Origin of the sequence: Paenibacillus sp. HB172176 (assembly GCF_011947265.1) — a bacterium.
GTDB lineage: Bacteria > Bacillota > Bacilli > Paenibacillales > Paenibacillaceae > Pristimantibacillus.
Genome location: NZ_JAATHD010000032.1, coordinates 1 through 22,658, shown reverse-complemented (window position 1 = coordinate 22,658; position 22,658 = coordinate 1). Strand labels below are relative to the sequence as shown.

The window sequence follows — 22,658 nt, the reverse complement described above, 5'->3', positions numbered from 1 at the left end:
TCAGAAGCTGAACTTCAATCGCAGTTCAATGCAAGGAACCGGATTGAAGCTCAGTTTGCTGTTTATTCAACGCCGGCTTCCGCGCCTTCCAGGTTCAGGTTCAGCTTGTCGCCGGTTGCGTCATCATCTTCATCAATTTCCTTCATTTCGATCTCTTCTTCATTCGCGCTCAGGATTTTGACATCCATGCCCAAGCTCTGAAGCTCTTTGATCAATACCTTGAACGATTCCGGAACACCAGGTTCCGGCACATTCTCGCCTTTGACAATGGATTCGTACGTTTTCACACGGCCAACCACATCATCGGATTTAACGGTAAGGATCTCTTGCAGGGTATAAGCTGCGCCGTACGCCTCAAGCGCCCAAACCTCCATCTCGCCGAAGCGCTGTCCGCCAAACTGGGCTTTACCCCCGAGCGGCTGCTGTGTAACGAGCGAGTAAGGACCTGTGGAACGGGCATGAATCTTGTCGTCGACCATATGCGCCAGCTTAATCATGTACATGACGCCGACGGTAACTTCACGTTCGAACGATTCGCCTGTACGACCGTCATAAAGCTGTGTCTTGCCGTTACGCTGCATGCCGGCCTCTTCCATCGTATCGAAGACATCATTCTCTCGCGCGCCGTCGAATACCGGCGTGGCGGCGTGAATGCCGAGCTGCTTGCAAGCCATGCCGAGGTGAACCTCGAGCGCCTGACCGATGTTCATACGGGATGGTACGCCCAGCGGATTAAGAACAACCTCTACAGGCGTTCCGTCCGGCATGAACGGCATATCCTCTTCCGGCATAATCCGGGCGATGACACCCTTGTTGCCGTGACGTCCGGCCATTTTATCGCCTTCGGAGATTTTACGCTTCTGAGCGATATACGCGCGAACGAGCTGGTTGACGCCCGGCGGCAATTCGTCGCCATTCTCGCGGGTGAACACCTTCACATCGACCACGATGCCGTCGGTGCCATGCGGAACGCGAAGCGACGTATCGCGAACCTCGCGAGCTTTCTCGCCGAAGATGGCATGAAGCAATCTTTCCTCAGCCGTCAGCTCCGTTACGCCCTTCGGCGTAACCTTCCCGACCAGGATGTCGCCAGCGCCGATTTCCGCGCCGACGCGGATAATGCCGCGCTCATCCAGATTGCGGAGCGCATCCTCGCCCACATTCGGAATATCGCGTGTAATTTCTTCCGGTCCAAGCTTCGTATCGCGAGCCTCCGATTCATACTCTTCGATATGAATCGATGTGTATACATCCTCTTTCACGAGCTTCTCGCTAAGTAAGATCGCATCCTCGTAGTTATAACCTTCCCAAGTCATGAACGCGACTACAACATTGCGTCCCAGAGCCAACTCGCCCATTTCCGTGGAAGGACCGTCTGCCAGGATATCGCCTTTCTTCACGATGTCGCCTTTGCGACACAGCGGACGCTGGTTGATGCATGTTCCCTGATTGGAACGCATGAACTTGTGAAGCTTCATCTTCACCAGATCGCCGTTAACCGGTTTCCCGTCAATTTGCTCCACGCGGCGCAGCCAGATCTCGTTTGCTGACGAACGTTCGATAACGCCGTCATACTTCGAGACGATACATACGCCCGAATCCTTCGCCGATTTATGCTCCATCCCCGTACCGACGAGCGGAGCTTTCGGAATAAGAAGCGGAACAGCCTGACGTTGCATGTTCGATCCCATCAGCGCGCGGTTGGAGTCATCGTTCTCAAGGAACGGAATGAGCGCCGTCGCAACGGACACAACCTGCTTCGGCGATACATCCATGTAGTCAACTCGGTCACTCGGCATCGTCAGGATGTTGTCGGCTTGCTTGTTGTAACGCACGATCGTGTTCTCTTCAGCGAAGGTATTGTTTTCGGTTAATACCGCATTCGCCTGCGCAATAATATAGTTATCCTCTTCGTCCGCGGTCAGATAAGAAATTTGATCGGTCACAATTCCCGTCTTCGGATCCACCCAACGGTACGGCGCCTCGATAAAGCCGTATTCGTTAATGCGAGCGAAGGTGGACAAGGAGTTGATAAGTCCGATGTTCGGTCCCTCCGGCGTCTCGATTGGACACATGCGGCCATAGTGAGAATGATGGACGTCGCGAACTTCAAAGCCCGCGCGCTCACGCGTCAAACCGCCGGGGCCGAGAGCGGACAAACGACGTTTGTGCGTCAGCTCTGCAAGCGGGTTCGTCTGATCCATAAACTGCGATAGCTGCGATGAACCGAAGAACTCCTTGATCGACGCGATGACCGGCCGTATGTTAATAAGAGCCTGCGGCGTGATGGCATTCGCGTCTTGAATCGACATTCTCTCGCGAACAACTCGTTCCATGCGGGACAATCCGATTCGGAATTGATTCTGAAGCAATTCGCCGACAGAACGCAGACGACGATTGCCCAGATGGTCGATATCATCCGTGCTGCCAACGCCATGCAACAGGTTGATGAAATAGTTGATGGACGAAATGATATCCGCGGAAGTAATATGCTTCACGGTTTTATCGATTACGCCATTCGCAATAACCTTCAAAATTTTTGTTTCGTCATCCGGAGCGAATACACTGATCGTCTGAAGTGGAATACTATCAGCATCAAGAACGCCGTTCGCAACGTGATAAGTCTTGAAGCCTACATTCTTCTCCAGATTCTCCATGATTTCATCGAGAAGACGGCGATCTACGATCTGACCGGTCTCTGCAATAATTTCGCCCGTGGAAGGATCAATCAGATTCTCTGCCAACCGTTGATTGAACAGACGATTCTTGATGTGAAGCTTCTTGTTAATTTTATACCGGCCTACATTGGCCAGATCATATCGTTTCGGGTCGAAGAAACGTGCTACCAGCAAGCTCTTGGCATTATCCAAGGTCGGCGGCTCGCCCGGACGAAGACGCTCGTAGATCTCGATCAGCGCTTTTTCCGTCGAATCCGTGCTGTCCTTATCCAGCGTATTGCGGATATATTCGTCATTGCCAAGCAGATCCAGGATTTCGGCATCGGTTCCGAAGCCAAGCGAACGCAGAAGCACCGTTACCGGAATCTTGCGCGTTCTATCGATTCGAACATATACGATATCCTTCGCGTCGGTCTCGAGCTCGAGCCATGCGCCGCGATTTGGAATAACGGTAGCCGTAAAATTCTTCTTGCCGTTCTTGTCGATTTTAGTGCTGAAGTACACACTTGGGGAGCGAACCAATTGGCTGACGATAACCCGTTCGGCGCCGTTAATAATGAACGTACCTGTTTCGGTCATCAGCGGGAAGTCGCCCATGAATACTTCTTGCTCCTTAACCTCGCCAGTCTCCTTATTGAACAACCTTACCTTTACGCGTAAAGGGGCTGCATACGTTACGTCCCGTTCTTTTGATTCATCGACCGAATACTTCGGCTCACCCAAGCTATAATCAATGAATTCAAGCGAAAGATTTCCCGTAAAGTCCGTAATCGGAGAGATGTCCTGGAACAATTCAATCAAGTCCGTCTCCAGAAATTTCTCGTACGACTTTTGTTGGATTTCAATCAGGTTAGGGACCTCCAGCACCTCGTCGATCCTGGCGTAGCTTCTGCGCGCACGCCGGCCATATTGAACAAGTTGTCCTGCCAACTTAACCTCACCCCTCATGTCTGTCTCACAGCATCGATATTTACTGCATCTTCCGCTTAGGCAGCATCAGTCGCCACATAAGAAAAATAAAGAAAAGCCCTTATCGAATAGTTCGAAAAAAGAGCATGTTCCGGCAGCTTACCAGTCGCAGCGCGGGCGATAGGTTCCATATCTAGTAATTTTGCCCAAAATGTAAACATTATACGTCTGTAGATTCAAAAGTATGCATACCGCGCCTTAAAATTCATACTTGACATTTTAGTTAACTAAAGAGATTTCAAGCAATTTTATGCTGACATTTTATAATACTACCACATGCAAAATGTCAAGTCAATTGATTTTCAGTCAAATTCAGAAAAAGTTATTGACTTTTTTGTTGATTTATTTTATAGCACGAAATATTCGATATCCCTTGTCCTTCGTCACTTCAATTACTTGAGAGAATAAAGCTTCAAGCTTCTGGAGCGTCGACGGAGCTCCTTGCTTTTTCTGAATCACCACCCACATCGATCCGCCGTTCTTCAGCAGCCCGACGCCTTCTTCATAAATTCGGTGAACAACCGTCTTGCCCGCGCGAATCGGCGGATTTGTTACAATGACATCGAAGGATCTGCCCTTCACCGATTCAAACAAATCGCTCTCTACGATCGTTGCATTTTCGATTTTATTCATTGCTGCGTTTTCTCTCGCCAATTCAACTGCGCGTTCATTAATGTCAATCATGGTCACATGACCTTCTGAAGCAAGCTTTGCGGCCGTCAATCCAATAGGTCCATAGCCGCAGCCGACATCAAGAATTTCGTCAGCAATCCCCAAATCCAAACATTCTACTAACACCTTGCTTCCATAATCGACACCCGATTTCGAGAACACGCCAGCATCAGTCGTGAATTTCAAGGGGTAGCCTCTTAGCGTTATCTCAACAACTTGTCGATCATGCTTTGCTTCAGGCGTCTTGGAGTAGTAATGATGGTTCGACATCCAGCCACCTCTTTCCTACGCAAAGTCGTTACGCTGCCGTTGCCGTCAACGTCAACAAGAGCGGTTAACATACAACGAACCCCTTGAAACTTGAAGGTTTCAAGGGGTTCTTCAGTCTGCCCCTGCTCGCGCAAGCGCAGACTGTTTTATGAAGAGAGAGCTATTACTTCACTTCTACGGAAGCGCCAGCTTCTTCAAGTTTAGCTTTAACAGCGTCAGCTTCTTCTTGAGCAACTTTTTCTTTGATTGCTTTAGGAGCGCTGTCAACCAGATCTTTTGCTTCTTTCAAGCCAAGGCCAGTGATCTCGCGAACAACTTTGATTACGTTGATTTTGGATCCGCCAGCGCTTGTCAGGATTACGTCAAACTCGGACTGAGCCGCAGCTTCAGCAGCGCCGCCGCCAGCAGCAACTGCAACTGGAGCTGCAGCCGTTACGCCGAATTCTTCTTCAATAGCTTTAACAAGATCGTTCAGTTCAAGAACAGTCATACCTTTAATTGCTTCTAAAATCGCTTCGTTAGACATGGATATACCTCCGAAATTATAGTTTTTGTTTTATTCTTTTAACACGCCGCCCTATGAGCGACATACTTTCGATAAACCTTCAAGTTAAGCCGAAGCTTCTTCCTTGTCGGCAACTGCTTTAACTGCAAGCGCGAAGTTGCGAACCGGAGCTTGCAACACGCTGAGCAACATGGAGAGCAAGCCTTCGCGGGAAGGAAGCTCTGCAAGCGCCTTGATCTGAGCGGCATCGATAACCTTGCCTTCAACCACGCCGCCTTTCAGTTTCAAGGCTTCGTTCTTCTTAGCGAAATCATTCAGAATCTTGGCTGGAGCAACAGCGTCTTCTCCGCTGAATGCAACTGCTGTAGGTCCTGTCAGAATATCATTAAGAGCGGATAGCTCAGTGCCTTCCGTAGCGCGGCGAACGAGCGAGTTTTTCAAAACCTGGAATTCAACGCCCGCTTCGCGAAGCTGCTTCCGCAGTTCAGTTACTTGCGCAACATTCAATCCGCGATAGTCAGCAACTACCGTGCTGGAGCTTTGAGCAAGCTTCGACGCGATAACGTTAACCGCTTCTTGTTTCTCTTGGATGATCTTTGCGTTAGCCAAACTGTACACCTCCTGTAATAGTATACATTCCGTTACAAGGCCTTCTCGCCTGTGGTGCATGAGAAAGGCCCTCGCAGACGATGCGAAGGCCATGACGTCGTTATTAAGCGAAGCAAGCAAGCCTGCTGTACTTTAACGTTTTATCATAACACCTCGGTAGGAAATTAAGCCTTGCGGCACCTACTGTCTACGGTATGCGTATTCGAAATTTAATGTCGTTCTCCGGTTAACTTAGCGATAGTTCGCTGCGTTGACTCGAGCGCCAGGGCCCATAGTCGAAGAGACGGCAATGTTTCTCAGGTAAATGCCTTTTGCGGTTGACGGCTTGGCGCGAACCAAAGCATCAAGCAATGCTTTCAGGTTTTCGTTCAGCTTCTCAGCGTCGAACGAAGCTTTGCCGATTGGCGCATGGATTTGACCTGCTTTGTCAAGACGGTATTCAATCTTACCGGCTTTGATTTCTTGAACGGCTTTCGCAACGTCGAACGTTACGGTACCTGCTTTCGGGTTAGGCATCAGGCCTTTACCGCCCAGGATACGACCGAGCTTACCAACTTCAGCCATCATGTCCGGTGTTGCTACGCAAACATCGAATTCGAACCAGCCTTGTTGGATTTTGTTGATCATGTCTGCATCGCCGACGAAGTCAGCTCCAGCAGCTTCCGCTTCTTTCACTTTTTCGCCCTTTGCGAAAACGAGAACGCGTTTTGTTTTGCCAGTACCGTGCGGAAGTACAACCACACCGCGAACCGCTTGATCTTGCTTACGAGGGTCTACGCCCAAACGAACTGCTACTTCGATCGACTCGTCGAATTTGGCAGTTGCCGCCTTCTTCACAAGCTCAATCGCTTCCGCAGCTTCATAAGTCGCTTCGCTGTCAATCAGCTTAGCTGCTTCCAGATATTTCTTGCCGTGTTTAGCCATTGTCATTTCCTCCTTATGTGGTTTATAACGGAACTCCTCTTGGGGCGCTCCTCCCACTTGCGAAGACCAGCTTCGCAAGACGCGACTAACATTCGATATGTCCAAGCGGACCTATTCGGAATTAGTCAACGATTGTTACGCCCATGCTGCGGGCTGTACCTTCAACCATACGCATTGCCGCTTCGATATCGGCCGCGTTCAGATCCGGCATTTTCGTTTCAGCGATTTCGCGAACCTTGTCGCGTTTAACCGTTGCAACCTTCTTCTTGTTCGGCTCGCCCGAACCTTTCGCGATACCAGCCGCTACCCGTAGCAATACTGCCGCCGGCGGCGTCTTCGTCTCGAACGTAAAGGAACGATCTTCGAACACAGTGATCACGACTGGAATAATCAAACCTGCTTGATCCGCGGTACGAGCGTTGAATTCTTTACAGAATGCCATAATGTTAACGCCAGCTTGACCTAGTGCCGGACCAATTGGAGGCGCCGGATTCGCTTTGCCTGCAGGAACTTGCAGCTTGACCATCTTGATGACCTTTTTTGCCATGACTCACACCTCCTTGCCCTGATATACAGACCTATTGATTAGGTCTGCTTTGAGAAACCGCGAATTTAGATTTTCTCTACTTGAGTATAATCCAATTCAACCGGGGTTTCCCTGCCAAACATGTTAACATGAACCTTCAACTTCGCTTTCTCAAGCAAAATCTCTTCAACCGATCCAACAAAATCGGCAAAAGGACCTTCCTTGACGCGAACAGTCTCCTTCAGCTCGAACTCGATCTTCGGCTTCGGCTCTTCCATGCCCATGTGCTTGAGAATTTGCTCAACCTCATCGGGCAACAGCGGAGTCGGCTTCGAGCCCGATCCAGTCGATCCTACGAATCCCGTTACGCCGGGCGTATTCCGAACAACATACCACGAATCATCCGTTTGAACCATTTCCACCAGAACATAACCAGGGTAGACCTTGCGTTGAACGGTTTTCTTCTTCCCGTCCTTCTCTACGACCTCGTCTTCCATCGGAACCAGCACGCGGAAGATCTTGTCTTCCATGCCCATCGATTCGACACGGCGCTCGAGATTGGCTTTCACCTTGTTCTCATAGCCGGAGTAAGTATGCACGACATACCATCTTTTTTCCATCATAAATCCACCTTTGGTCCCTTCTTATACAATGAGCTGAACCAATTCCGAGATTCCGATGTCAAGAAGCCAAAAGTAAATCGTCACAACGATTACCGTGATTAAAACTACGGCGGAATAACTCGTCAACTCTTTACGACTTGGCCAGCGAACCTTCTTAAGCTCCGCCCAGCTGTCGCCAAAAAAACTAAACGTATTCCCAAAGCCTTGCTTCAGTCTTGACAAAAAAGCCACGGTTACACCTCCATTGGACTATCGCGTCTCGCGATGAGGAGTCTGCTCGTTACAGAACTTGCAAAACTTCTTCAACTCGATGCGGTCGGGGTGGTTGCGCTTGTTTTTTGTTGTCGCATAGTTTCTTTGCTTGCAGTTTGTGCATGCCAACGTGATAATAACCCGCATTGAATTACACCTCCCGAACTGCTCAAAAATACGAATCATAAAACTCTATATCATGAATTTCATTGATTCCGTCCCCAATACGAAAAAAAACCTCGAATTAGGCCTACCCAAACACTTTATCACAAGGCATATCCCGTGTCAATGAAATTCATGCTTCTACGACATGCGAAATACTGGAATCGCTCATTGGTTCATACTAGTATAGTCGAAGATGACTTTCTTCAAACCAACGGACTGTCTTAAGGGTCTGAAAGAGTCAGACAGCTAAGACAGTCCGTTGCGCCTTCGGGGAAAGAGTCCCTCTATAAATTGCCAAAATCCCTGATTTCCAAATACTTCTCAAGCTTGCGTTTCACGCGCTGCAATGCATTGTCAATCGATTTCACATGTCTATCGAGATCGACCGAAATCTCCTGATAGGATCTGCCGTCCAGATAGAGCATCAGAACCTTGCGTTCAAGATCGCTTAGAATCTCGGACATCTTATCTTCAAGTCCGACGAACTCTTCTTGATTAATAATCAATTCTTCCGGATCGGAAACGCGAGTGCCGCAAATGACATCGAGCAGCGTGCGGTCGGAATCTTCGTCATAGATAGGCTTGTCTAGCGAAACATAAGAATTAAGGGGAATATGCTTCTGACGAGTAGCTGTCTTGATCGCGGTAATGATCTGGCGGGTAATGCACAATTCGGCGAAAGCTTTGAAGCTTGCCAGCTTGTCTCCCTTGAAATCCCGAATCGCCTTGTAAAGCCCGATCATTCCTTCCTGTACGATATCCTCTCGGTCAGCGCCGATCAGAAAGTAGGAGCGCGCCTTCGCTCTCACGAAGTTCTTATATTTGTTAATCAAATATTCCAGCGCTATGCTGTCTCCGTTGCGTACAGCCTCTACAATGTCCTCGTCTGTGCTGCATTCATATTCGAGCGTACTCCATTCTTTGAGGTCGATACCCACACACTATCCCTCCGGCCTGCAAGGCGTACACCGCGCTAGATTCATAATCATGATAGAGATTTTTCAAAACATGCCAATAGGAAAAAAACGGCTGTCTCGTCCTAAACATAGAGTCAGTATACATTATGTAACCTTGCACCGTCAACCGATCAGGCATGCGAATACTATCGATTTACTAGAAAAAATGTAACTTTGTGCCATCACCCCGAGGGGCAAGTCGAAATGGGCGAAAAGCTTTATTCGTCGCCCCTTCGAAGTCGTTCAAGCTTCGTTCTCACATCCAGACTGACCTGCTCGTCCAGCGTATTGCGGCCGCCCTTCTTCTCCTGCCCGATCGATTGCTCGATCTGTTTGCGATTCTGAGAAATATCGATAAGCAGTTCTCTGGCGGACAAACGAAGAGCCCCTTGTCCAAACGCCACGTGCTGCTCAACCAAATCCGAGGTAGCGACATAGATATGACGCCTTCTCGCATAAAGCTCCGCGCACAGACGTTCGATGCATTCATCCGCCGTTTCCTTCTCTTTCGTATAGACAATATGGAGCTTGTGCTGCTTGTATGCCGCACCTAGACCCGTCACCTGATGCGCGTCGAAAATAACATACACCTGCGTGCCGGTATAGCCCTGATAATCCGCCAACATATCAAGCAGCTTGTCGCGCGCATCCTCCAGGCTCTGTTCCTTCAGCTTCTCGAGCACGGGCCACGCGCCGATAATATTGTAGCCGTCAACCAATAAGACATCCTCGCGCCGATTCACGACTAGTCACTCCGGCGCTGCCTGATTACCTCATACATCAGAACGCCGGCCGCCACGGAGGCGTTGAGCGAATTCAGCTTGCCGAGCATCGGGAGCTTCACGAGAAAATCGCATTTCTCCTTGATCAGTCTGCCCATGCCCTTGCTTTCATTACCGATGACCACCGCCAGCGGCATGTCGAATTTCATCTTGTACACATCTTGCGTCGCCCCCAGATCCGTGCCGGCGACCCAAATGCCGGATTCCTTCAGCTTGTCCATCGTCTGAGCGATATTTGTCACTCGCGCGACCGCCACATGCTCGGCTGCGCCCGCCGATGTCTTCAGCACCGTCGCCGTCAAGCCCGCGGAACGCCGCTTCGGAATAATCACGCCGTGCACGCCCGTACACTCCGCCGTCCGCAGAATGGAGCCCAGGTTATGCGGATCCTCGATTTCGTCCAGAATGAGAAGGAACGGCGTTTCGCCTCTCTCCCGCGCAATAGCCAGAATATCCTCCACCTCGACATAGTCATAGGCCGATGCCTGCGCGATGACGCCTTGATGCGCCACGCCTCCAGCCATGCTGTCAAGCTTGCGTTTGTCCACGAATTGCACCACGATGCCCAGCCGCTTCGCTTCCGCCGTAATCGGCTGCGTCAAGCTTTTCTGTGCGCTGTCCGCAATCCATATCTTATTCATGCCCCGACCGGAGCGCAACGCTTCGAGCACCGGATGCTTGCCCGCGATCAGCTCATCTTCATGTATAACCTCCGACATCTCCTCAGCCCTCCTTATTCCTGCTTTCTTGATGCGTCTCCGCTTCTTCCACGCTTGGAAACGACGACGTGAATAATTCGCCCAACCGCTCCAGCTTATTCTCAAAATACAAGTGTCCCACCAAACATTCCAGCGCAGTCGCGTGGCGATAATCCGCCGGATCGGCATTTTTCGGCGGATTGCCCGACTTGGCGTTCCTGCCCCTGCGCACGATATCCGCCTCTTCCTCCGTCAGCAGCGGCTGCCAGCGCTCAAGCAGCTGCCGCTGCGCCTTCGCCGACACAATCTTCGTCGCCTCCTTATGCAGATGATGCGACTTATGATTCGGCATCGCAATCAGATATTGCCGCACGAGCAGCTCGAACACCGCATCCCCCATATAGGCCAGCACGACGGGATTGATGAAATTCGTCTGCTTCGCCGGCCTGTGAATGGAAAGAGCGTTCAACTGCGCTTCCTCACGTCCGCCGCTCATTTGCGCCGCCAACGAATGCCCTGCGGCGTATCTTCAACGACGATTTCCATCTCGTTCAGCAAATCGCGAATTTCATCCGCGCGCGCCCAATTTTTCGTCTTGCGCGCTTCCGTCCGCTCCGCGATCAATTGCTCTATCTCCGCATCAAGAGCCCCGTCCTCTGCCTTAACGGGCAGCAAGCCGAGAATTCCGTCCAGCTTCTCCATACATGCCGCAAGCGCTCTTAAGCCAGCTGCTTCGGCATCCTTCCGACTCATATATTGATTGGCTTCCGCCACGAGCTCGAACATCGCCGTTATCGCGTCAGGCGTATTGAAATCATCCCGCATCTTGGCATGAAACTGCGCTTCGATCGCCGCCAGTCTCTCTTGCAGCGCCTCGTCGGCTTTCGCTCCTGACGCAGCTTCCGATCCAGCCATATCCGCCGCCAATCTATGCAACACATTCGAATAACAATTCGCGATGCGCTCCACGCTGTTCTCCGCTTGCGCGATCGTATCGTCGCTGAAGTTGAGCGGACTGCGATAATGCGTCGCCAGCATGAAATAACGGATCGCCTGCGATTTCACCCGCTTCACAAGCTCATGCACCGAGATGCCGTTGCCGAGCGATTTCGACATTTTCTCATTGTTAATGTGTATATAGCCGTTATGCATCCAATAATTCGCAAACGGTTTGCCCGTCAGCGACTCCGACTGCGCCACCTCGCATTCATGATGCGGGAATTGCAGATCATGCCCTCCGCCATGGATATCCAGCGTATCTCCCAAATACTTGCGAGCCATCGCGGAGCATTCGATATGCCAGCCCGGCCGCCCCTCTCCCCAAGGGCTGTCCCACTTGATCTCTCCGGGCTTCGCTCCCTTCCAGAGCACGAAATCCTCCTGGCTCTCCTTGCGTCCGTCCACCTCGATGCGAATGCCGAACTGAAGCTCGCTGATCGATTGATGGGACAGCTTGCCGTATTCCTCGAACCGCGAGGTGCGGAAGTAGACATCCCCTTCGCTCGGATAGGCATAGCCCTTCTCCACGAGCTCGCCGATGAAAGCGATAATTTCGTCCATATTGTCCGTGACCCGCGGATTCAGCGTTGCCTTGCGTACCCCGAGCGCATCGATATCGGAGTAGAACGCCTCGATATACTTCTCCGCTACCTGCGGCACGGTTGAGCCGAGCTCCTCCGCCTTGCGAATCAGCTTGTCGTCCACATCCGTGAAATTCACGACATAGTCTACAGCATTCCCTTCCATCTCCAAATAACGCCGCACCACATCGAAGAAAATAATCGGTCTTGCGTTGCCGATATGAATATAGTCGTACACCGTCGGGCCGCAAACATACATTTTGACCTCGCCCGGCGTTTGAGGCACGAATTTCTGCTTCGCTCTCGTCAGCGAATTGTAAATTTCGATTGTCATCTCCATTGTCCTCCATCCTTCACGCTTTTCAAATCGGCGACCTCGAGCCGCAGCTTCTCAAGTTCTTGCTGCATATCGCGGAACATCTCTACCACGGGATCAGGCAGCTTCGCATGATCGAGCCGATCATTCACCCGCTCGCCGTTGCGCTTCACGACTCTGCCGGGATTGCCTACCACTGTCGAATTCTCCGGCACCTCTCGCAAGACGACGGCATTCGATCCGATATTGGAATTATCGCCCACCTTGAACGAGCCTAATACTTTCGCGCCGGATCCGATGACCACATTGCTGCCAATCGTCGGATGACGCTTCCCCTTCTCCTTGCCTGTTCCCCCGAGCGTGACGCCTTGATAGATTACCACATCATCCCCGATCTCGCAGGTTTCCCCGATGACCACGCCCATGCCGTGATCAATGAACATTCTGCATCCGATGACGGCGCCGGGATGAATCTCGATTCCCGTCATAAATCGGCTGAATTGCGAGATAACACGCGCCAGCGTGAACCATTTTCTCTTATACAGCGCATGCGCGACGCGATGCGCCCAGATGGCGTGAACGCCGGAATAGGTGAATATAACCTCGAACCGGCTTCGCGCAGCCGGATCATTCTCGAATACCGTCTTCACATCCGAACGAAATTGGCTGAACATAAGCACGCCCTCCCTCCATGGTGCTAAGCACATCTTCTCTTTCTATCTAAACATACTCTCTGGCCCATACTTGGTGCTGCTGCAAAGCTGGTTTTCAGTGCTATAACGCCCCTCTGGCCCGTTCCGGGTGCTGCAACGCTGATTTTCAGTGCCGCAATACCGCTCCCTAGCCGTTTTACCACCTGGCATATCTTTCCTATATTTCGAGAAAAACGACTGATGGCGTCCTTTGAAAGCAGCGACCTGTTCTAACGGACTTTTTGTCCTCTTAGACGCCGTTTTTCAACACTCGCTTGCTCTAACGGACTTTTTATCCTCTTAGCCAACCAAACAAGCGAAAAAACAACAGGATTAACCCGCTAAGAGGCGAAAAGGTCCGTTAAAAATCCAGGCTAGCTAAAAAGAGCTTCTAAGGGTCGAAAAAGTCCGTTACAGTTGCAGGTATTTACTCCCCAACTCCATACTTTTGGCCTTTTAGAGTCGGCCACCTAAAGCTTTGCAGTGCAAAGCAGCCTTGTACGCACATTAAGATTTTATTTGTCATTTCCCATGTCCCCGGAACTTATACGCTTGTAGAGCAAAAAACCTCTGCAGCATCGAATGCTGCAGAGGCGTGTCAATTCGCGGTCCCACTCTGCTTGAACACGTTGAAGCCAGCTAAGCGGCGACCCTGTGTTCATCTCATCGTCTTTAACGCAGACGTTACGTTGCCGCCTACCCTGCATGCCATCGCAGCCGTCTCTTCGCGGAAATCTGTTTGCGAAGCGGCGGCCGCGACAGCGGCAGCTCGGAACAAAGCTCCCAGGTGCATGCTTCCGTTCATGCGGATGAGGCAACTTTCAGCCGATCTTCCTGCCGCCCGTGCGAGCTCGCTCGCATACCGCAGCACAGAAGCCGGTTGCCCTCTCTGGTCATTCGCAACTTAACGTACTTCTCCTGTTCAAGGCCGATTCATCATTCATAATAGTCATAGTATACCCGTTTGCATAAAAAGTGCAAGCGAAATCCTGCTCTTGCACCTCGCGCAGCTCCCAGCGCGCGGTAGGGTGGAACGGGTGTCGCCACACGCCCCTATACTAGGTGCAGCGGCTGCTACATCCGTTAAATGCGGGGCGAATAACATTTCGCCATCATTTGGCATCATCCTAAGTAATATAAGGAATAACCAGGAGAAATTCCAGCCTATTCACAATCATCGTTGCCTTTTGCCGATTAAACTGGAGCATTTCCAGTCCAGACCAGACCATCACATCATGACAATTGTATTCAGTAACCCTGTCTTATACAGGCAATCGGGCAGTGAATCAGCCTCTGTCCGCAGTTAAAGATTTCCCGGAGCCTTTAGCCTTTTTCCCTAAGCCAGCCGCTCGCGCAGTCGCGCGGCGACCTTCTCCCGCCCAAGCAGCGCGATGGACTGATTCAAATCCGGACCATGCGTCTGACCGGTAACCGCCGCGCGAATCGGCATGAACAGAGCTTTGCCCTTGCAGCCGGTTTCCTTCTGCACGGCTTTGATCATCGCCTTGACGCCGTCAGCGTCAAACGACTCCCCGTCTTCTTCGATCATGCGCAGGAAGGCGCTCAGCACACCAGACACCCCCTCACCCGCAAGCACTTCGAGAGCTTCTTCTTCGTCGACAACCTTGTCGCTGAAGAACATCTCCGCCAGCGGCACGATATCGGCGGCGCAACGCAGCTTTTCCTGCAGCAAGCCTACCAAGACCGCCGCCCATTCGCGGCCCGCCTCATCGAGCTCCCCGGGCAGCAATCCCGCGCTCTGCAGATGCGGCAAGCAGAGATCCACGATGCGCGGAAGCTCCGCTTGCTTGATGTATTCGCCGTTCATCCAGCTCAGCTTCTGCGTATCGAACACGGCCGGGCTCTTGCTCAGCCGCTTGGCGTCGAATACCTCCACGAGCTCCTCTCGCGAATAGAGCTCCTGCTCGCCCTCCGGCGACCAGCCGAGCAGCGCGATGAAGTTGAACAGCGTTTCCGGCAAGTAGCCCAGCTTGTCATATTGTTCTATGAATTGAACGATCGACTCGTCGCGCTTGCTAAGCTTCTTCTTCTGTTCGTTCACGATCAGCGTCATATGGGCGAACACCGGCGGTTCCCAACCGAATGCTTCGTAGATCATGAGCTGCCGCGGCGTATTCGATACATGATCCTCGCCGCGCAGCACATGGCTGATGCGCATAAGATGATCGTCGAGAGCGACCGCGAAGTTATAGGTCGGAATTCCGTCCTTCTTCACGATGACGAAATCGCCCATCTCCGACGTATCGAAGGCAATCGAGCCTTTCACCATGTCGTCGAACGCGTAAGTCTTGTTCTGCGGCACCCGGAACCGAATGCTCGCAATGCGCCCTTCCGCCTCGAAGGCCTGTTCTTCCTCTGGAGTCAGATTGCTGTGTTTGCCGGAATAACGAGGCGTCTCGCCTCTTGCCGTCTGCTCCTCCCGCTCCGCCGCAAGCTCCTCCTCCGTGCAGTAGCAACGATAAGCGAGTCCCTTGTCAAGAAGCTCCTGCCAATACCCCTGATAAATATCGAGCCGCTCGGTCTGACGATACGGACCGTAGCCGCCTCCGATATCCACGCTCTCGTCCCAGCTCATGCCGAGCCATTTCAGGTAGGTCAGCTGACTCTCTTCGCCGCCCTCCACATTGCGCTTCACGTCCGTGTCTTCGATGCGAACGATAAATTTGCCTCCCTGACTCCGTGCGAACAAATAATTGAATAAGGCCGTTCTGGCGTTCCCGATATGCAAGTGCCCCGTCGGCGACGGCGCGTAGCGTACACGAACCTCTGTCGTCATGCTCCGAATCCCCCTTCTCGTACTAAACAAACAACCGCCTGCGCGGCAATGCCCTCACCTCTGCCGGTGAAGCCCAGTTGCTCGGTCGTCGTCGCTTTCACGTTTACCTGCGAAACATGCGCGCCAAGCTCCCGCGCGATAACCACCACCATATCTCCGATATAAGGAAGCATCTTCGGCTTCTGCGCAATAATGGTAGCATCCATATTGCCAAGCTCAAAGCCCTTCTCTCGAACAAGCTCCCAAATTCGCCGCAGCAGCACGACGCTGTCGGCATCCTTGTAAGCGGGATCCGTATCGGGAAAATGCTTGCCGATATCACCTAGTCCCAGAGCGCCTAGAATGGCATCGCTTATGGCATGCAGCAGCACATCCGCGTCCGAATGACCAAGCAGGCCTTTCTCGTAAGGAATATGTACGCCTCCGATGATGCAAGGTCGTCCCTCTACAAGCTGATGCACATCAAAGCCTTGTCCAACCCGAATCATAGCGTTCCTCCCCCTTCCAGCCGCCTTCTCTCCAGCAGCAGCTCCGCCATCGGCAAATCCTCCGGCGTCGTAATTTTGATATTCGCATAATCGCCTTCCGCCACATGCACGGCAACGTCGAGCCGCTCCACAAGCGAAGCGTCATCCGTTCCAAGAAAACCATCCTGCCGCGCCTTCTCATGCGCCTCCAGCAGCGTGCTTCTGCGGAAGGCCTGCGGCGTCTGGATCGCCCACAGCGTGCTGCGATCCGGCGTAGACACAATCCTGCCCGTTTCATCGACCTGCTTGATCGTATCCTTCACAGGAACGGCAAGCACAGCCGCCCCATTCCGAACAGCGGCGTTACAGCATGCCTGGATCGACGCCTCGGTCACAAGCGGCCTTACTCCGTCATGCACCATAACCCAATCCGCGGAAAGCGCCTGGAGCCCGCACATGACAGAATGCTGCCGTTCTCCGCCGCCTGCAAGCACGGCTGCCACCTTATCGAGTCCAAATTCCCGCACCCAGCCATTGCACCGATCCAGATCCTGCTTTCCCACAACAAGGGAAATTTCCGCAACAAAGTCCATACGCTGGAATAACGAAAGCGTATGGACCAGTATAGGCTTGTCCGCCAATTGCAAATATTGCTTGCTTTCCTTCGTCCCCATCCGGGTGCCGCGTCCTGCCGCGACGATGACGACGCCCCACTTCTCTTCCATGCCCTTACCTGCCTTAAGCGCGCTTTCACCTATTCGTGAAGGCTTTCTCCCTATCATACCTTGTTAGAGCGCTTTTTCCAACAGCTTGGGCTTGGCGAATATCATTCTGCCCGCAGACGTCTGCAGCACAGAGGTGACCAGCACCTCCATCGTTGTGCCAATATACTCCCGGCCTCCCTCCACGACAATCATCGTGCCGTCATCGAGATAAGCCACGCCTTGTCCATGCTCCTTGCCGTCCTTGATCACTTGCACGACGATCTCTTCGCCGGGCAATACAACCGGCTTAACCGCATTGGCCAAATCATTAATATTGAGCACCGACACGCCCTGCAGCTCGCACACCTTGTTCAGATTGAAATCATTCGTAACCACCTTGCCATGCAGCGCCTTCGCCAGCTTCACCAGCTTGCTGTCCACCTCGCTGATTTCCTCATAGTCGCCTTCATAGATCAGCACTTTGACATCCAGCTCTTTCTGTATCTTGTTGAGAATATCGAGTCCTCTGCGTCCGCGGTTGCGTTTCAGCAGATCCGATGAATCCGCGATATGCTGCAGCTCCTCGAGCACGAATTCCGGAATAACAAGCGTGCCTTCAATAAAACCCGTCTTGCAAATATCGGCGATTCGGCCATCGATAATGACGCTCGTATCCAAAATTTTATGCTCCTCGTAGCCGCCCGCTTCTTCAACGATCGGCACAACGCGCTGCTTCTCCATCCATGCAGCGAAGCCATCCGCTATTTCGTCCTGCTTCGCAAGTCCGATACACATGCCGATATAACCCAGCACGAACGCCATCGCTGCCGGCAGCAAGCCGCCCAGCCCTCCCAGATTCGCTACCGCCGGATACAAGAGCGCCGCTAGCAGCAAGCCTGCCATGAGTCCTCCCGCTCCTATGAATAATTGCCGAAGCGGCATCTCCACCGTCTTATCCACGCCGCGCTGCATGAACTTCATTACCGGAGCGGACAGCAGAGACGCAGCTATTAAGCCCAATACAGCTCCAAACGCAACATTCATGTAATAAGTGCCGGATTGCTGCAGCAGATTCGATGTCTGGCTCGCCCATGCCGCCGTTCCGTTCATTTCGCTGTATAATTCGCTGCCTGCCATTCCTCCGAACAACAAACCCATCAATTGAATTAATTTTCTAACCATGATTAGTCACCTCCATTACAATTATGTTCCAATTTTTCGGGCTCTAACCGTGGGGACGAGCTTAAATTTGAAAGAATTCATTTTGGCATCTCTCTCCATGATGTGGCATTCATTGGAACAGAGGTTTATAATGAAGAAGACTAAACTTAATCAAAGGTGGGTGAATAAGTTGGAATCCATGAATGCTCCTTCTTTGGAACAATTTCAACAGCAAGTATCCGAGCTTCTGCTCAGACATCGCAGCCTGCTTGACGTCTTGTCCAAGCTGGGTCAAGCCGGCGCATCCGTGAATCGGGCCGTCACGAAAGCCATTACCGACTGCGGCTGCATCGAGCTTAATGCCCGAAAGCAACAATATTCCGCCGAGCTTGATCTGGAGAACGCGAAGGAAACCCTGCAAAGCCATCTGACCGGCTCATTATGCGAGAATTGTAATGAAGCGTTGAAGACCGAGCTGGGGCGCAACTTATTTTATATGACAGCCTTGTGCAACCATCTTCACATCGAATTAGACGAAGTTATTAAGGATGAATATGACAAATGCTCGACGCTTGGATTATTCAATCTGACCTAAGCGGAGGCAGCTTTCAGCTTCACGATTAAACCGAATATCATGCGCTTTCCAGTATGCAAAAGAACGCTCCCGCAGCCGGCGACAGCTGCAGGAACGTTCTTTTTCAATTCTATCTCGCGTCATTGCGTATAGGATGCAGAAAAGAAGCCGGCTTAAGCCGGCTTCTCCGAGTTAACAGTCTCTTCCGCATCTTCCGCCAAAGCGCGTCTCTTGCGCGATTTCGGCAAGCGGCGGTCAACGTTTTTTTTTAGCCCATACAGCGCGTACAGCAATAACGGAACGAACAGAATCTTCGATAATTGCGATTCGAACAGAAGTCCCAGAATAACCGACACAACGACTATGATCGGAACGACCCAAATGGCGCTTTTCGGTATACCCACTTTCTTAAAGTTGGGATAACGAATCGTACTCACCATTAATATCGACAGCACCAATGTGCTTGCAAGCAAGACCGATACCGGAATATCTTCCTTGAACAACGCCATCGTCGCGAGAACTCCACCCGCTGCCGGTATAGGCAAGCCGATGAAATAGCCGACCGAGCTGGTCACCACATTGAAGCGCGCCAGTCTCAGCGCTCCGCATATCGGGAACAAAGCTGTAATAATATAAGCCAGCGCAGGACTCAAGTCCTGGAAGGCAACGACGTACATAATGAAAGCGGGAGCGGCTCCGAAGGAGATGACATCGGACAAGGAATCAAGTTCTTTGCCGAACTCGCTCTGCGCGTTGAGCGCCCGGGCGACTCTGCCGTCCACGCCGTCGAGCAGCATGGCGATGAGCACCATCATAGCGGCAAGCTCCGGCTTCTCATTGAACACGAGAATGATCGATAGGACTCCCAAAAATAAATTACCAACCGTGAGAAGGCTCGGTATCGATTTTGCAATCATCTATTCCACCTCTTCTCTACTATGCCCCATAACAGTCAGCCAAAGCTGGGAAAAAAGTCGGAACACATTCAATCAATTGTATGGGATTTAAATTTGTCTGTCAATGAACATTTGCGCTTGAATGCGCTTCAGACCATCCTTGATTGCCCTTGCCCGCACCTCGCCGATGCCGTCCACCTCGTCCAATTCCTCGATTGTCGCCATTAGTATGTGCGGCAGCGTGCCAAACCGATCTACCAAATTATTCATAATGACAAGCGGAAGCCTTGGAATCTTGTTCAGAAGCCGGAAGCCGTGCGGCGACACCGATTCCTCCGTCATGTTATTCGTGTGCGAATAGCCGATTAACCGTACGATCGGCGTTGCGTCAAGCAACTCGTCGGAGCTTAGCTTCTTCAGATTTTTTCTGATTTCCTTAATCTTCTCATCCGAATTATCCTTCGCATAATCCTTGAGCAGGTACCAGGCGTCCTCTTCCACGCCCCCCACAAGCTCATCCATCTGCATGCTGACGAGGCGCCCTTCCGTTCCCAGCTCATTAATGTAGCGATTAATTTCCATCTTGACTCTGAGCACCATCTCGACTCGTTGAATCACATAGCCAACCTCTTGCAGCGTCACAAGCTCCTCGAATTCGGACGCGGATAAATTCGTGAACGACTGCGTGAGCACCGCTTTGTATTTCTCCAGTGTCTGAATCGCCTGATTCGCCTTCGTCAGAATAACGCCCATGTCCTTGAGTGAATAGCGCAAATTGCCTTGGTACAACGTTATAATATTCCGCCGCTGCGAGATCGAGACCACAAGCTTGCCCGTCTGCTTCGCCACGCGTTCAGCCGTCCGATGTCGGATTCCCGTTTCAATGGAAGGAATCGTGCTGTTCGGAATCAACTGCGTATTCGCATATAGAATGCGGCGCATATCCTCGCTCATAATGATCGCGCCGTCCATCTTCGCCAGCTCGTATAAGTAGTTCGGCGAGAAATCGCAATTAATGGAGAAGCCGCCGTCCACGACCTCCATCACCTCTGGACTATAGCCGACTACGATTAACGCTCCCGTCTTGGCTCTAAGCACATTCTCCAGTCCCTCGCGAAACGGGGTGCCTGGCGCAACTAATTGCAAGAGCTGATTCATCACTTCCTGTTGTGTTGGTTCCTTCACTCGTATGCCCCCTATCCAAACGCTGCTTTCAGTGCTTCCGCCACTGAATTCACACCGATCAATTCAATTCCTGCCGGCGCCTTCCAGCCCTTCATGCTCTTCTCCGGCATGATGACCCTCTTGAAGCCCAGCTTCTCCGCTTCCTTCACGCGCTGCTCCGCACGCGATACCGCTCTCACTTCGCCCGTCAAGCCCACTTCTCCGAAAATAACATCATAAGGCTTCGTCGGAGCATCCCTGAAGCTCGAAGCCAGGCTGACCGCGGCCGCCAAATCTACCGCGGGCTCGTCGAGCTTCACACCGCCGGCCACATTGACATAAGCGTCCTGCGTCTGCAAGAACATGCCGTTTCGTTTCTCCAGCACGGCAATGATCAGCGCCATCCGATGATGATCGATGCCCGTCGACATTCTGCGCGGAGACGGGAAATTCGTCGTAGCCACAAGCGCTTGTATTTCGACAAGCACGGGGCGCGTGCCTTCCATGCTCGCCACTACGGTCGATCCCGCCACACCGAGCGGTCTCTCGGACAAGAACAGTTCGGAGGGATTCGATACCTCGCGCAAGCCGTCTTCGTTCATTTCGAATATTCCGATTTCATTGGTCGAACCGAAGCGGTTTTTCACCGCCCTCAGCAGACGATAGGTGTGATGCCGCTCCCCTTCAAAGTAGAGCACGCAATCGACCATATGCTCGAGCAATCTCGGACCGGCGATCGCGCCTTCCTTCGTCACATGGCCGACCAATACGGTCGCTACACCCTTGATTTTCGCCACGCGCATGAAATGCGCCGTGCATTCCCTGACTTGCGATACGCTTCCCGGCGCCGATTCCACCCTCGGATCGAACACCGTCTGAATCGAATCGATGACCAGAAAGTCGGGCTCCACCGATTCGATCGCATCATTAATTTGCTCCATATTGGTCTCGCATAATACATACAAGGTTTCAGACAAGGCGCCAAGACGATCGGCACGAAGCTTTGTCTGTCTGACGGATTCCTCGCCGGAGATGTACAGTACCTTGAGTCCTTTGCTGGCAAGGGCATGCGAGGTTTGAAGCAGCAGCGTCGATTTGCCGATGCCGGGATCTCCTCCGACCAGAATGAGCGAGCCCGGCACAACGCCGCCGCCGAGCACGCGGTTCAGCTCGGCCATGCGCGTTTCAATTCTAGGCTCCTGCCCACTTTCTATATGTATGATCGATTGCGGCTTTTCTTTCGTATGGATCGAGGATAATCCGACGCCTTTGGTCTTGATGACCGTCTCTTTCTCCTCGACCATCGTGTTCCATTCCTGACACACGGGGCATTTGCCCATCCATTTCGGCGATTCCGCGCCGCATTCGGTACAGACGAACTTTAATTTGATTTTGGCCATAGGTACTCCTTCTCACAATTCTCATCTCTTAGAGTTTACCACTATATAGGGAATGGAGGAAGAAATATGGCCGGGAATATCCAAATTCGTGACTCTGCTCCCACATTGTCATGATCTGCGCAATTGAAATATGAGAAAACCTCTATCGAGGCCTTTCGAAGATGAGCGACCGCGTTTAGAGGTAGGTTTAATACGAAAATAAATGCTGCATAATGGATGGTATGGTGGTTACGAGCAAAAAAAAGCCCCACCTCCCGAAAATCTGATGTTTCAAAAAA

At 51.8% G+C, this 22,658-nt stretch carries 24 protein-coding genes and 1 other annotated feature; of the genes, 1 reads left to right on the top strand and 23 read right to left on the bottom strand.

The features are described from left to right. Positions 1-62: 62 nt before the first annotated feature. The 20 genes from rpoB to HFP08_RS25925 form a co-directional block, all read right to left on the bottom strand. On the bottom strand, positions 63-3,608 hold the full coding sequence (gene rpoB / locus HFP08_RS26020) for a DNA-directed RNA polymerase subunit beta (protein WP_168123561.1): 3,546 nt from the start codon (positions 3,606-3,608) through the stop codon (positions 63-65). A gap of 381 nt (positions 3,609-3,989) precedes the next feature. After that, positions 3,990-4,589, bottom strand: coding sequence for a class I SAM-dependent methyltransferase (locus HFP08_RS26015; RefSeq protein ID WP_168123560.1), 600 nt, complete (start codon positions 4,587-4,589; stop codon positions 3,990-3,992). A 163-nt stretch (positions 4,590-4,752) separates the two neighbouring features. Continuing rightward, positions 4,753-5,115, bottom strand: a complete 363-nt coding sequence (gene rplL, locus HFP08_RS26010; protein ID WP_168123559.1) for a 50S ribosomal protein L7/L12 — start codon at positions 5,113-5,115, stop codon at positions 4,753-4,755. Positions 5,116-5,199: 84 nt separating this feature from the next. After that, the gene (gene rplJ / locus HFP08_RS26005) at positions 5,200-5,703 is read right to left on the bottom strand and encodes a 50S ribosomal protein L10 (RefSeq protein ID WP_168123558.1); all 504 of its coding nucleotides are present in this window, start codon (positions 5,701-5,703) and stop codon (positions 5,200-5,202) included. A gap of 51 nt (positions 5,704-5,754) precedes the next feature. Continuing rightward, positions 5,755-5,914, bottom strand: a sequence feature (ribosomal protein L10 leader region). Between the two features lie 20 nt (positions 5,915-5,934). Further along, positions 5,935-6,627: a 50S ribosomal protein L1 gene (gene rplA, locus HFP08_RS26000; protein ID WP_168123557.1), complete on the bottom strand. Its 693-nt coding sequence runs from the start codon at positions 6,625-6,627 to the stop codon at positions 5,935-5,937. Positions 6,628-6,748: 121 nt separating this feature from the next. Then, on the bottom strand, positions 6,749-7,174 hold the full coding sequence (gene rplK, locus HFP08_RS25995) for a 50S ribosomal protein L11 (protein WP_168123556.1): 426 nt from the start codon (positions 7,172-7,174) through the stop codon (positions 6,749-6,751). 65 nt (positions 7,175-7,239) lie between these two features. Next, entirely contained in the window at positions 7,240-7,773 is a 534-nt protein-coding gene (nusG, locus tag HFP08_RS25990; protein ID WP_168123555.1) for a transcription termination/antitermination protein NusG, read from the bottom strand. Between the two features lie 24 nt (positions 7,774-7,797). Further along, the gene (gene secE / locus HFP08_RS25985; RefSeq protein ID WP_168123554.1) at positions 7,798-8,007 is read right to left on the bottom strand and encodes a preprotein translocase subunit SecE; all 210 of its coding nucleotides are present in this window, start codon (positions 8,005-8,007) and stop codon (positions 7,798-7,800) included. Positions 8,008-8,025: 18 nt separating this feature from the next. Next, positions 8,026-8,175 (bottom strand): 50S ribosomal protein L33, encoded by a 150-nt coding sequence (gene rpmG / locus HFP08_RS25980; protein WP_082967189.1) that lies wholly within the window; start codon positions 8,173-8,175, stop codon positions 8,026-8,028. Between the two features lie 302 nt (positions 8,176-8,477). Next, positions 8,478-9,131 carry an RNA polymerase sporulation sigma factor SigH gene (gene sigH / locus HFP08_RS25975; RefSeq protein ID WP_168123553.1) on the bottom strand — a complete coding sequence of 218 codons (654 nt, stop codon included), beginning with the start codon at positions 9,129-9,131 and terminating at the stop codon, positions 8,478-8,480. A 236-nt stretch (positions 9,132-9,367) separates the two neighbouring features. Next, positions 9,368-9,892: an NYN domain-containing protein gene (locus HFP08_RS25970; protein WP_168123552.1), complete on the bottom strand. Its 525-nt coding sequence runs from the start codon at positions 9,890-9,892 to the stop codon at positions 9,368-9,370. 2 nt (positions 9,893-9,894) lie between these two features. Next, positions 9,895-10,650 (bottom strand): 23S rRNA (guanosine(2251)-2'-O)-methyltransferase RlmB, encoded by a 756-nt coding sequence (rlmB, locus tag HFP08_RS25965; protein ID WP_168123551.1) that lies wholly within the window; start codon positions 10,648-10,650, stop codon positions 9,895-9,897. 4 nt (positions 10,651-10,654) lie between these two features. Further along, positions 10,655-11,125, bottom strand: coding sequence for a Mini-ribonuclease 3 (locus HFP08_RS25960; RefSeq protein ID WP_168123550.1), 471 nt, complete (start codon positions 11,123-11,125; stop codon positions 10,655-10,657). Next, positions 11,122-12,543 carry a cysteine--tRNA ligase gene (gene cysS, locus HFP08_RS25955; protein ID WP_168123549.1) on the bottom strand — a complete coding sequence of 474 codons (1,422 nt, stop codon included), beginning with the start codon at positions 12,541-12,543 and terminating at the stop codon, positions 11,122-11,124. Before cysS ends, HFP08_RS25960 begins: the two co-directional genes overlap by 4 nt. Beyond that, a complete protein-coding gene (gene cysE, locus HFP08_RS25950; protein WP_168123548.1) occupies positions 12,540-13,199 on the bottom strand; it encodes a serine O-acetyltransferase in 660 nt (219 codons plus the stop codon). The genes cysS and cysE overlap by 4 nt, the downstream gene beginning before the upstream one ends. 676 nt (positions 13,200-13,875) lie before the next feature. After that, on the bottom strand, positions 13,876-14,022 hold the full coding sequence (locus HFP08_RS25945; RefSeq protein WP_168123547.1) for a hypothetical protein: 147 nt from the start codon (positions 14,020-14,022) through the stop codon (positions 13,876-13,878). Positions 14,023-14,553: 531 nt separating this feature from the next. Beyond that, entirely contained in the window at positions 14,554-16,014 is a 1,461-nt protein-coding gene (gltX, locus tag HFP08_RS25940) for a glutamate--tRNA ligase (protein ID WP_168123546.1), read from the bottom strand. Further along, complete coding sequence (gene ispF / locus HFP08_RS25935) at positions 16,011-16,502, bottom strand: 2-C-methyl-D-erythritol 2,4-cyclodiphosphate synthase (RefSeq protein WP_168123545.1); 492 nt, start codon at positions 16,500-16,502, stop codon at positions 16,011-16,013. Before ispF ends, gltX begins: the two co-directional genes overlap by 4 nt. Further along, positions 16,499-17,206, bottom strand: coding sequence for a 2-C-methyl-D-erythritol 4-phosphate cytidylyltransferase (gene ispD, locus HFP08_RS25930; protein ID WP_168123544.1), 708 nt, complete (start codon positions 17,204-17,206; stop codon positions 16,499-16,501). The genes ispF and ispD overlap by 4 nt, the downstream gene beginning before the upstream one ends. Before the next feature lie 63 nt (positions 17,207-17,269). Next, positions 17,270-18,367 carry a PIN/TRAM domain-containing protein gene (locus HFP08_RS25925; protein WP_168123543.1) on the bottom strand — a complete coding sequence of 366 codons (1,098 nt, stop codon included), beginning with the start codon at positions 18,365-18,367 and terminating at the stop codon, positions 17,270-17,272. 178 nt (positions 18,368-18,545) lie between these two features. Here HFP08_RS25925 and HFP08_RS25920 point away from each other — a divergent pair, with 178 nt between their 5' ends. Then, positions 18,546-18,941, top strand: coding sequence for a nucleoside triphosphate pyrophosphohydrolase family protein (locus tag HFP08_RS25920; protein WP_168123602.1), 396 nt, complete (start codon positions 18,546-18,548; stop codon positions 18,939-18,941). Between the two features lie 152 nt (positions 18,942-19,093). On the opposite strand, the gene pssA is transcribed toward HFP08_RS25920, so the two are convergent. The 3 genes from pssA to radA form a co-directional block, all read right to left on the bottom strand. Beyond that, positions 19,094-19,837, bottom strand: a complete 744-nt coding sequence (gene pssA, locus HFP08_RS25915; protein ID WP_168123542.1) for a CDP-diacylglycerol--serine O-phosphatidyltransferase — start codon at positions 19,835-19,837, stop codon at positions 19,094-19,096. An 87-nt stretch (positions 19,838-19,924) separates the two neighbouring features. Continuing rightward, positions 19,925-20,974 carry a DNA integrity scanning diadenylate cyclase DisA gene (disA, locus tag HFP08_RS25910; RefSeq protein WP_481856623.1) on the bottom strand — a complete coding sequence of 350 codons (1,050 nt, stop codon included), beginning with the start codon at positions 20,972-20,974 and terminating at the stop codon, positions 19,925-19,927. A gap of 38 nt (positions 20,975-21,012) precedes the next feature. Beyond that, positions 21,013-22,380: a DNA repair protein RadA gene (gene radA, locus HFP08_RS25905; RefSeq protein WP_168123540.1), complete on the bottom strand. Its 1,368-nt coding sequence runs from the start codon at positions 22,378-22,380 to the stop codon at positions 21,013-21,015. Positions 22,381-22,658 lie beyond the last annotated feature (278 nt).

Bases quoted from the DNA above. Each gene is read 5' to 3' on its own strand.
- HFP08_RS26015 (WP_168123560.1), bottom strand. From the start codon at position 4,589: ATGTCGAACCATCATTACTACTCCAAGACGCCTGAAGCAAAGCATGAT.
- rplL (WP_168123559.1), bottom strand. From the start codon at position 5,115: ATGTCTAACGAAGCGATTTTAGAAGCAATTAAAGGTATGACTGTTCTT.
- rplA (WP_168123557.1), bottom strand. From the start codon at position 6,627: ATGGCTAAACACGGCAAGAAATATCTGGAAGCAGCTAAGCTGATTGAC.
- rplK (WP_168123556.1), bottom strand. From the start codon at position 7,174: ATGGCAAAAAAGGTCATCAAGATGGTCAAGCTGCAAGTTCCTGCAGGC.
- nusG (WP_168123555.1), bottom strand. From the start codon at position 7,773: ATGGAAAAAAGATGGTATGTCGTGCATACTTACTCCGGCTATGAGAAC.
- rpmG (WP_082967189.1), bottom strand. From the start codon at position 8,175: ATGCGGGTTATTATCACGTTGGCATGCACAAACTGCAAGCAAAGAAAC.
- rlmB (WP_168123551.1), bottom strand. From the start codon at position 10,650: ATGTCGGAGGTTATACATGAAGATGAGCTGATCGCGGGCAAGCATCCG.
- HFP08_RS25960 (WP_168123550.1), bottom strand. From the start codon at position 11,125: ATGAGCGGCGGACGTGAGGAAGCGCAGTTGAACGCTCTTTCCATTCAC.
- cysS (WP_168123549.1), bottom strand. From the start codon at position 12,543: ATGACAATCGAAATTTACAATTCGCTGACGAGAGCGAAGCAGAAATTC.
- cysE (WP_168123548.1), bottom strand. From the start codon at position 13,199: ATGTTCAGCCAATTTCGTTCGGATGTGAAGACGGTATTCGAGAATGAT.
- HFP08_RS25945 (WP_168123547.1), bottom strand. From the start codon at position 14,022: ATGAACGGAAGCATGCACCTGGGAGCTTTGTTCCGAGCTGCCGCTGTC.
- gltX (WP_168123546.1), bottom strand. From the start codon at position 16,014: ATGACGACAGAGGTTCGTGTACGCTACGCGCCGTCGCCGACGGGGCAC.
- ispF (WP_168123545.1), bottom strand. From the start codon at position 16,502: ATGATTCGGGTTGGACAAGGCTTTGATGTGCATCAGCTTGTAGAGGGA.
- ispD (WP_168123544.1), bottom strand. From the start codon at position 17,206: ATGGAAGAGAAGTGGGGCGTCGTCATCGTCGCGGCAGGACGCGGCACC.
- HFP08_RS25925 (WP_168123543.1), bottom strand. From the start codon at position 18,367: ATGGTTAGAAAATTAATTCAATTGATGGGTTTGTTGTTCGGAGGAATG.
- HFP08_RS25920 (WP_168123602.1), top strand. From the start codon at position 18,546: ATGAATGCTCCTTCTTTGGAACAATTTCAACAGCAAGTATCCGAGCTT.
- pssA (WP_168123542.1), bottom strand. From the start codon at position 19,837: ATGATTGCAAAATCGATACCGAGCCTTCTCACGGTTGGTAATTTATTT.
- disA (WP_481856623.1), bottom strand. From the start codon at position 20,974: ATGAATCAGCTCTTGCAATTAGTTGCGCCAGGCACCCCGTTTCGCGAG.
- radA (WP_168123540.1), bottom strand. From the start codon at position 22,380: ATGGCCAAAATCAAATTAAAGTTCGTCTGTACCGAATGCGGCGCGGAA.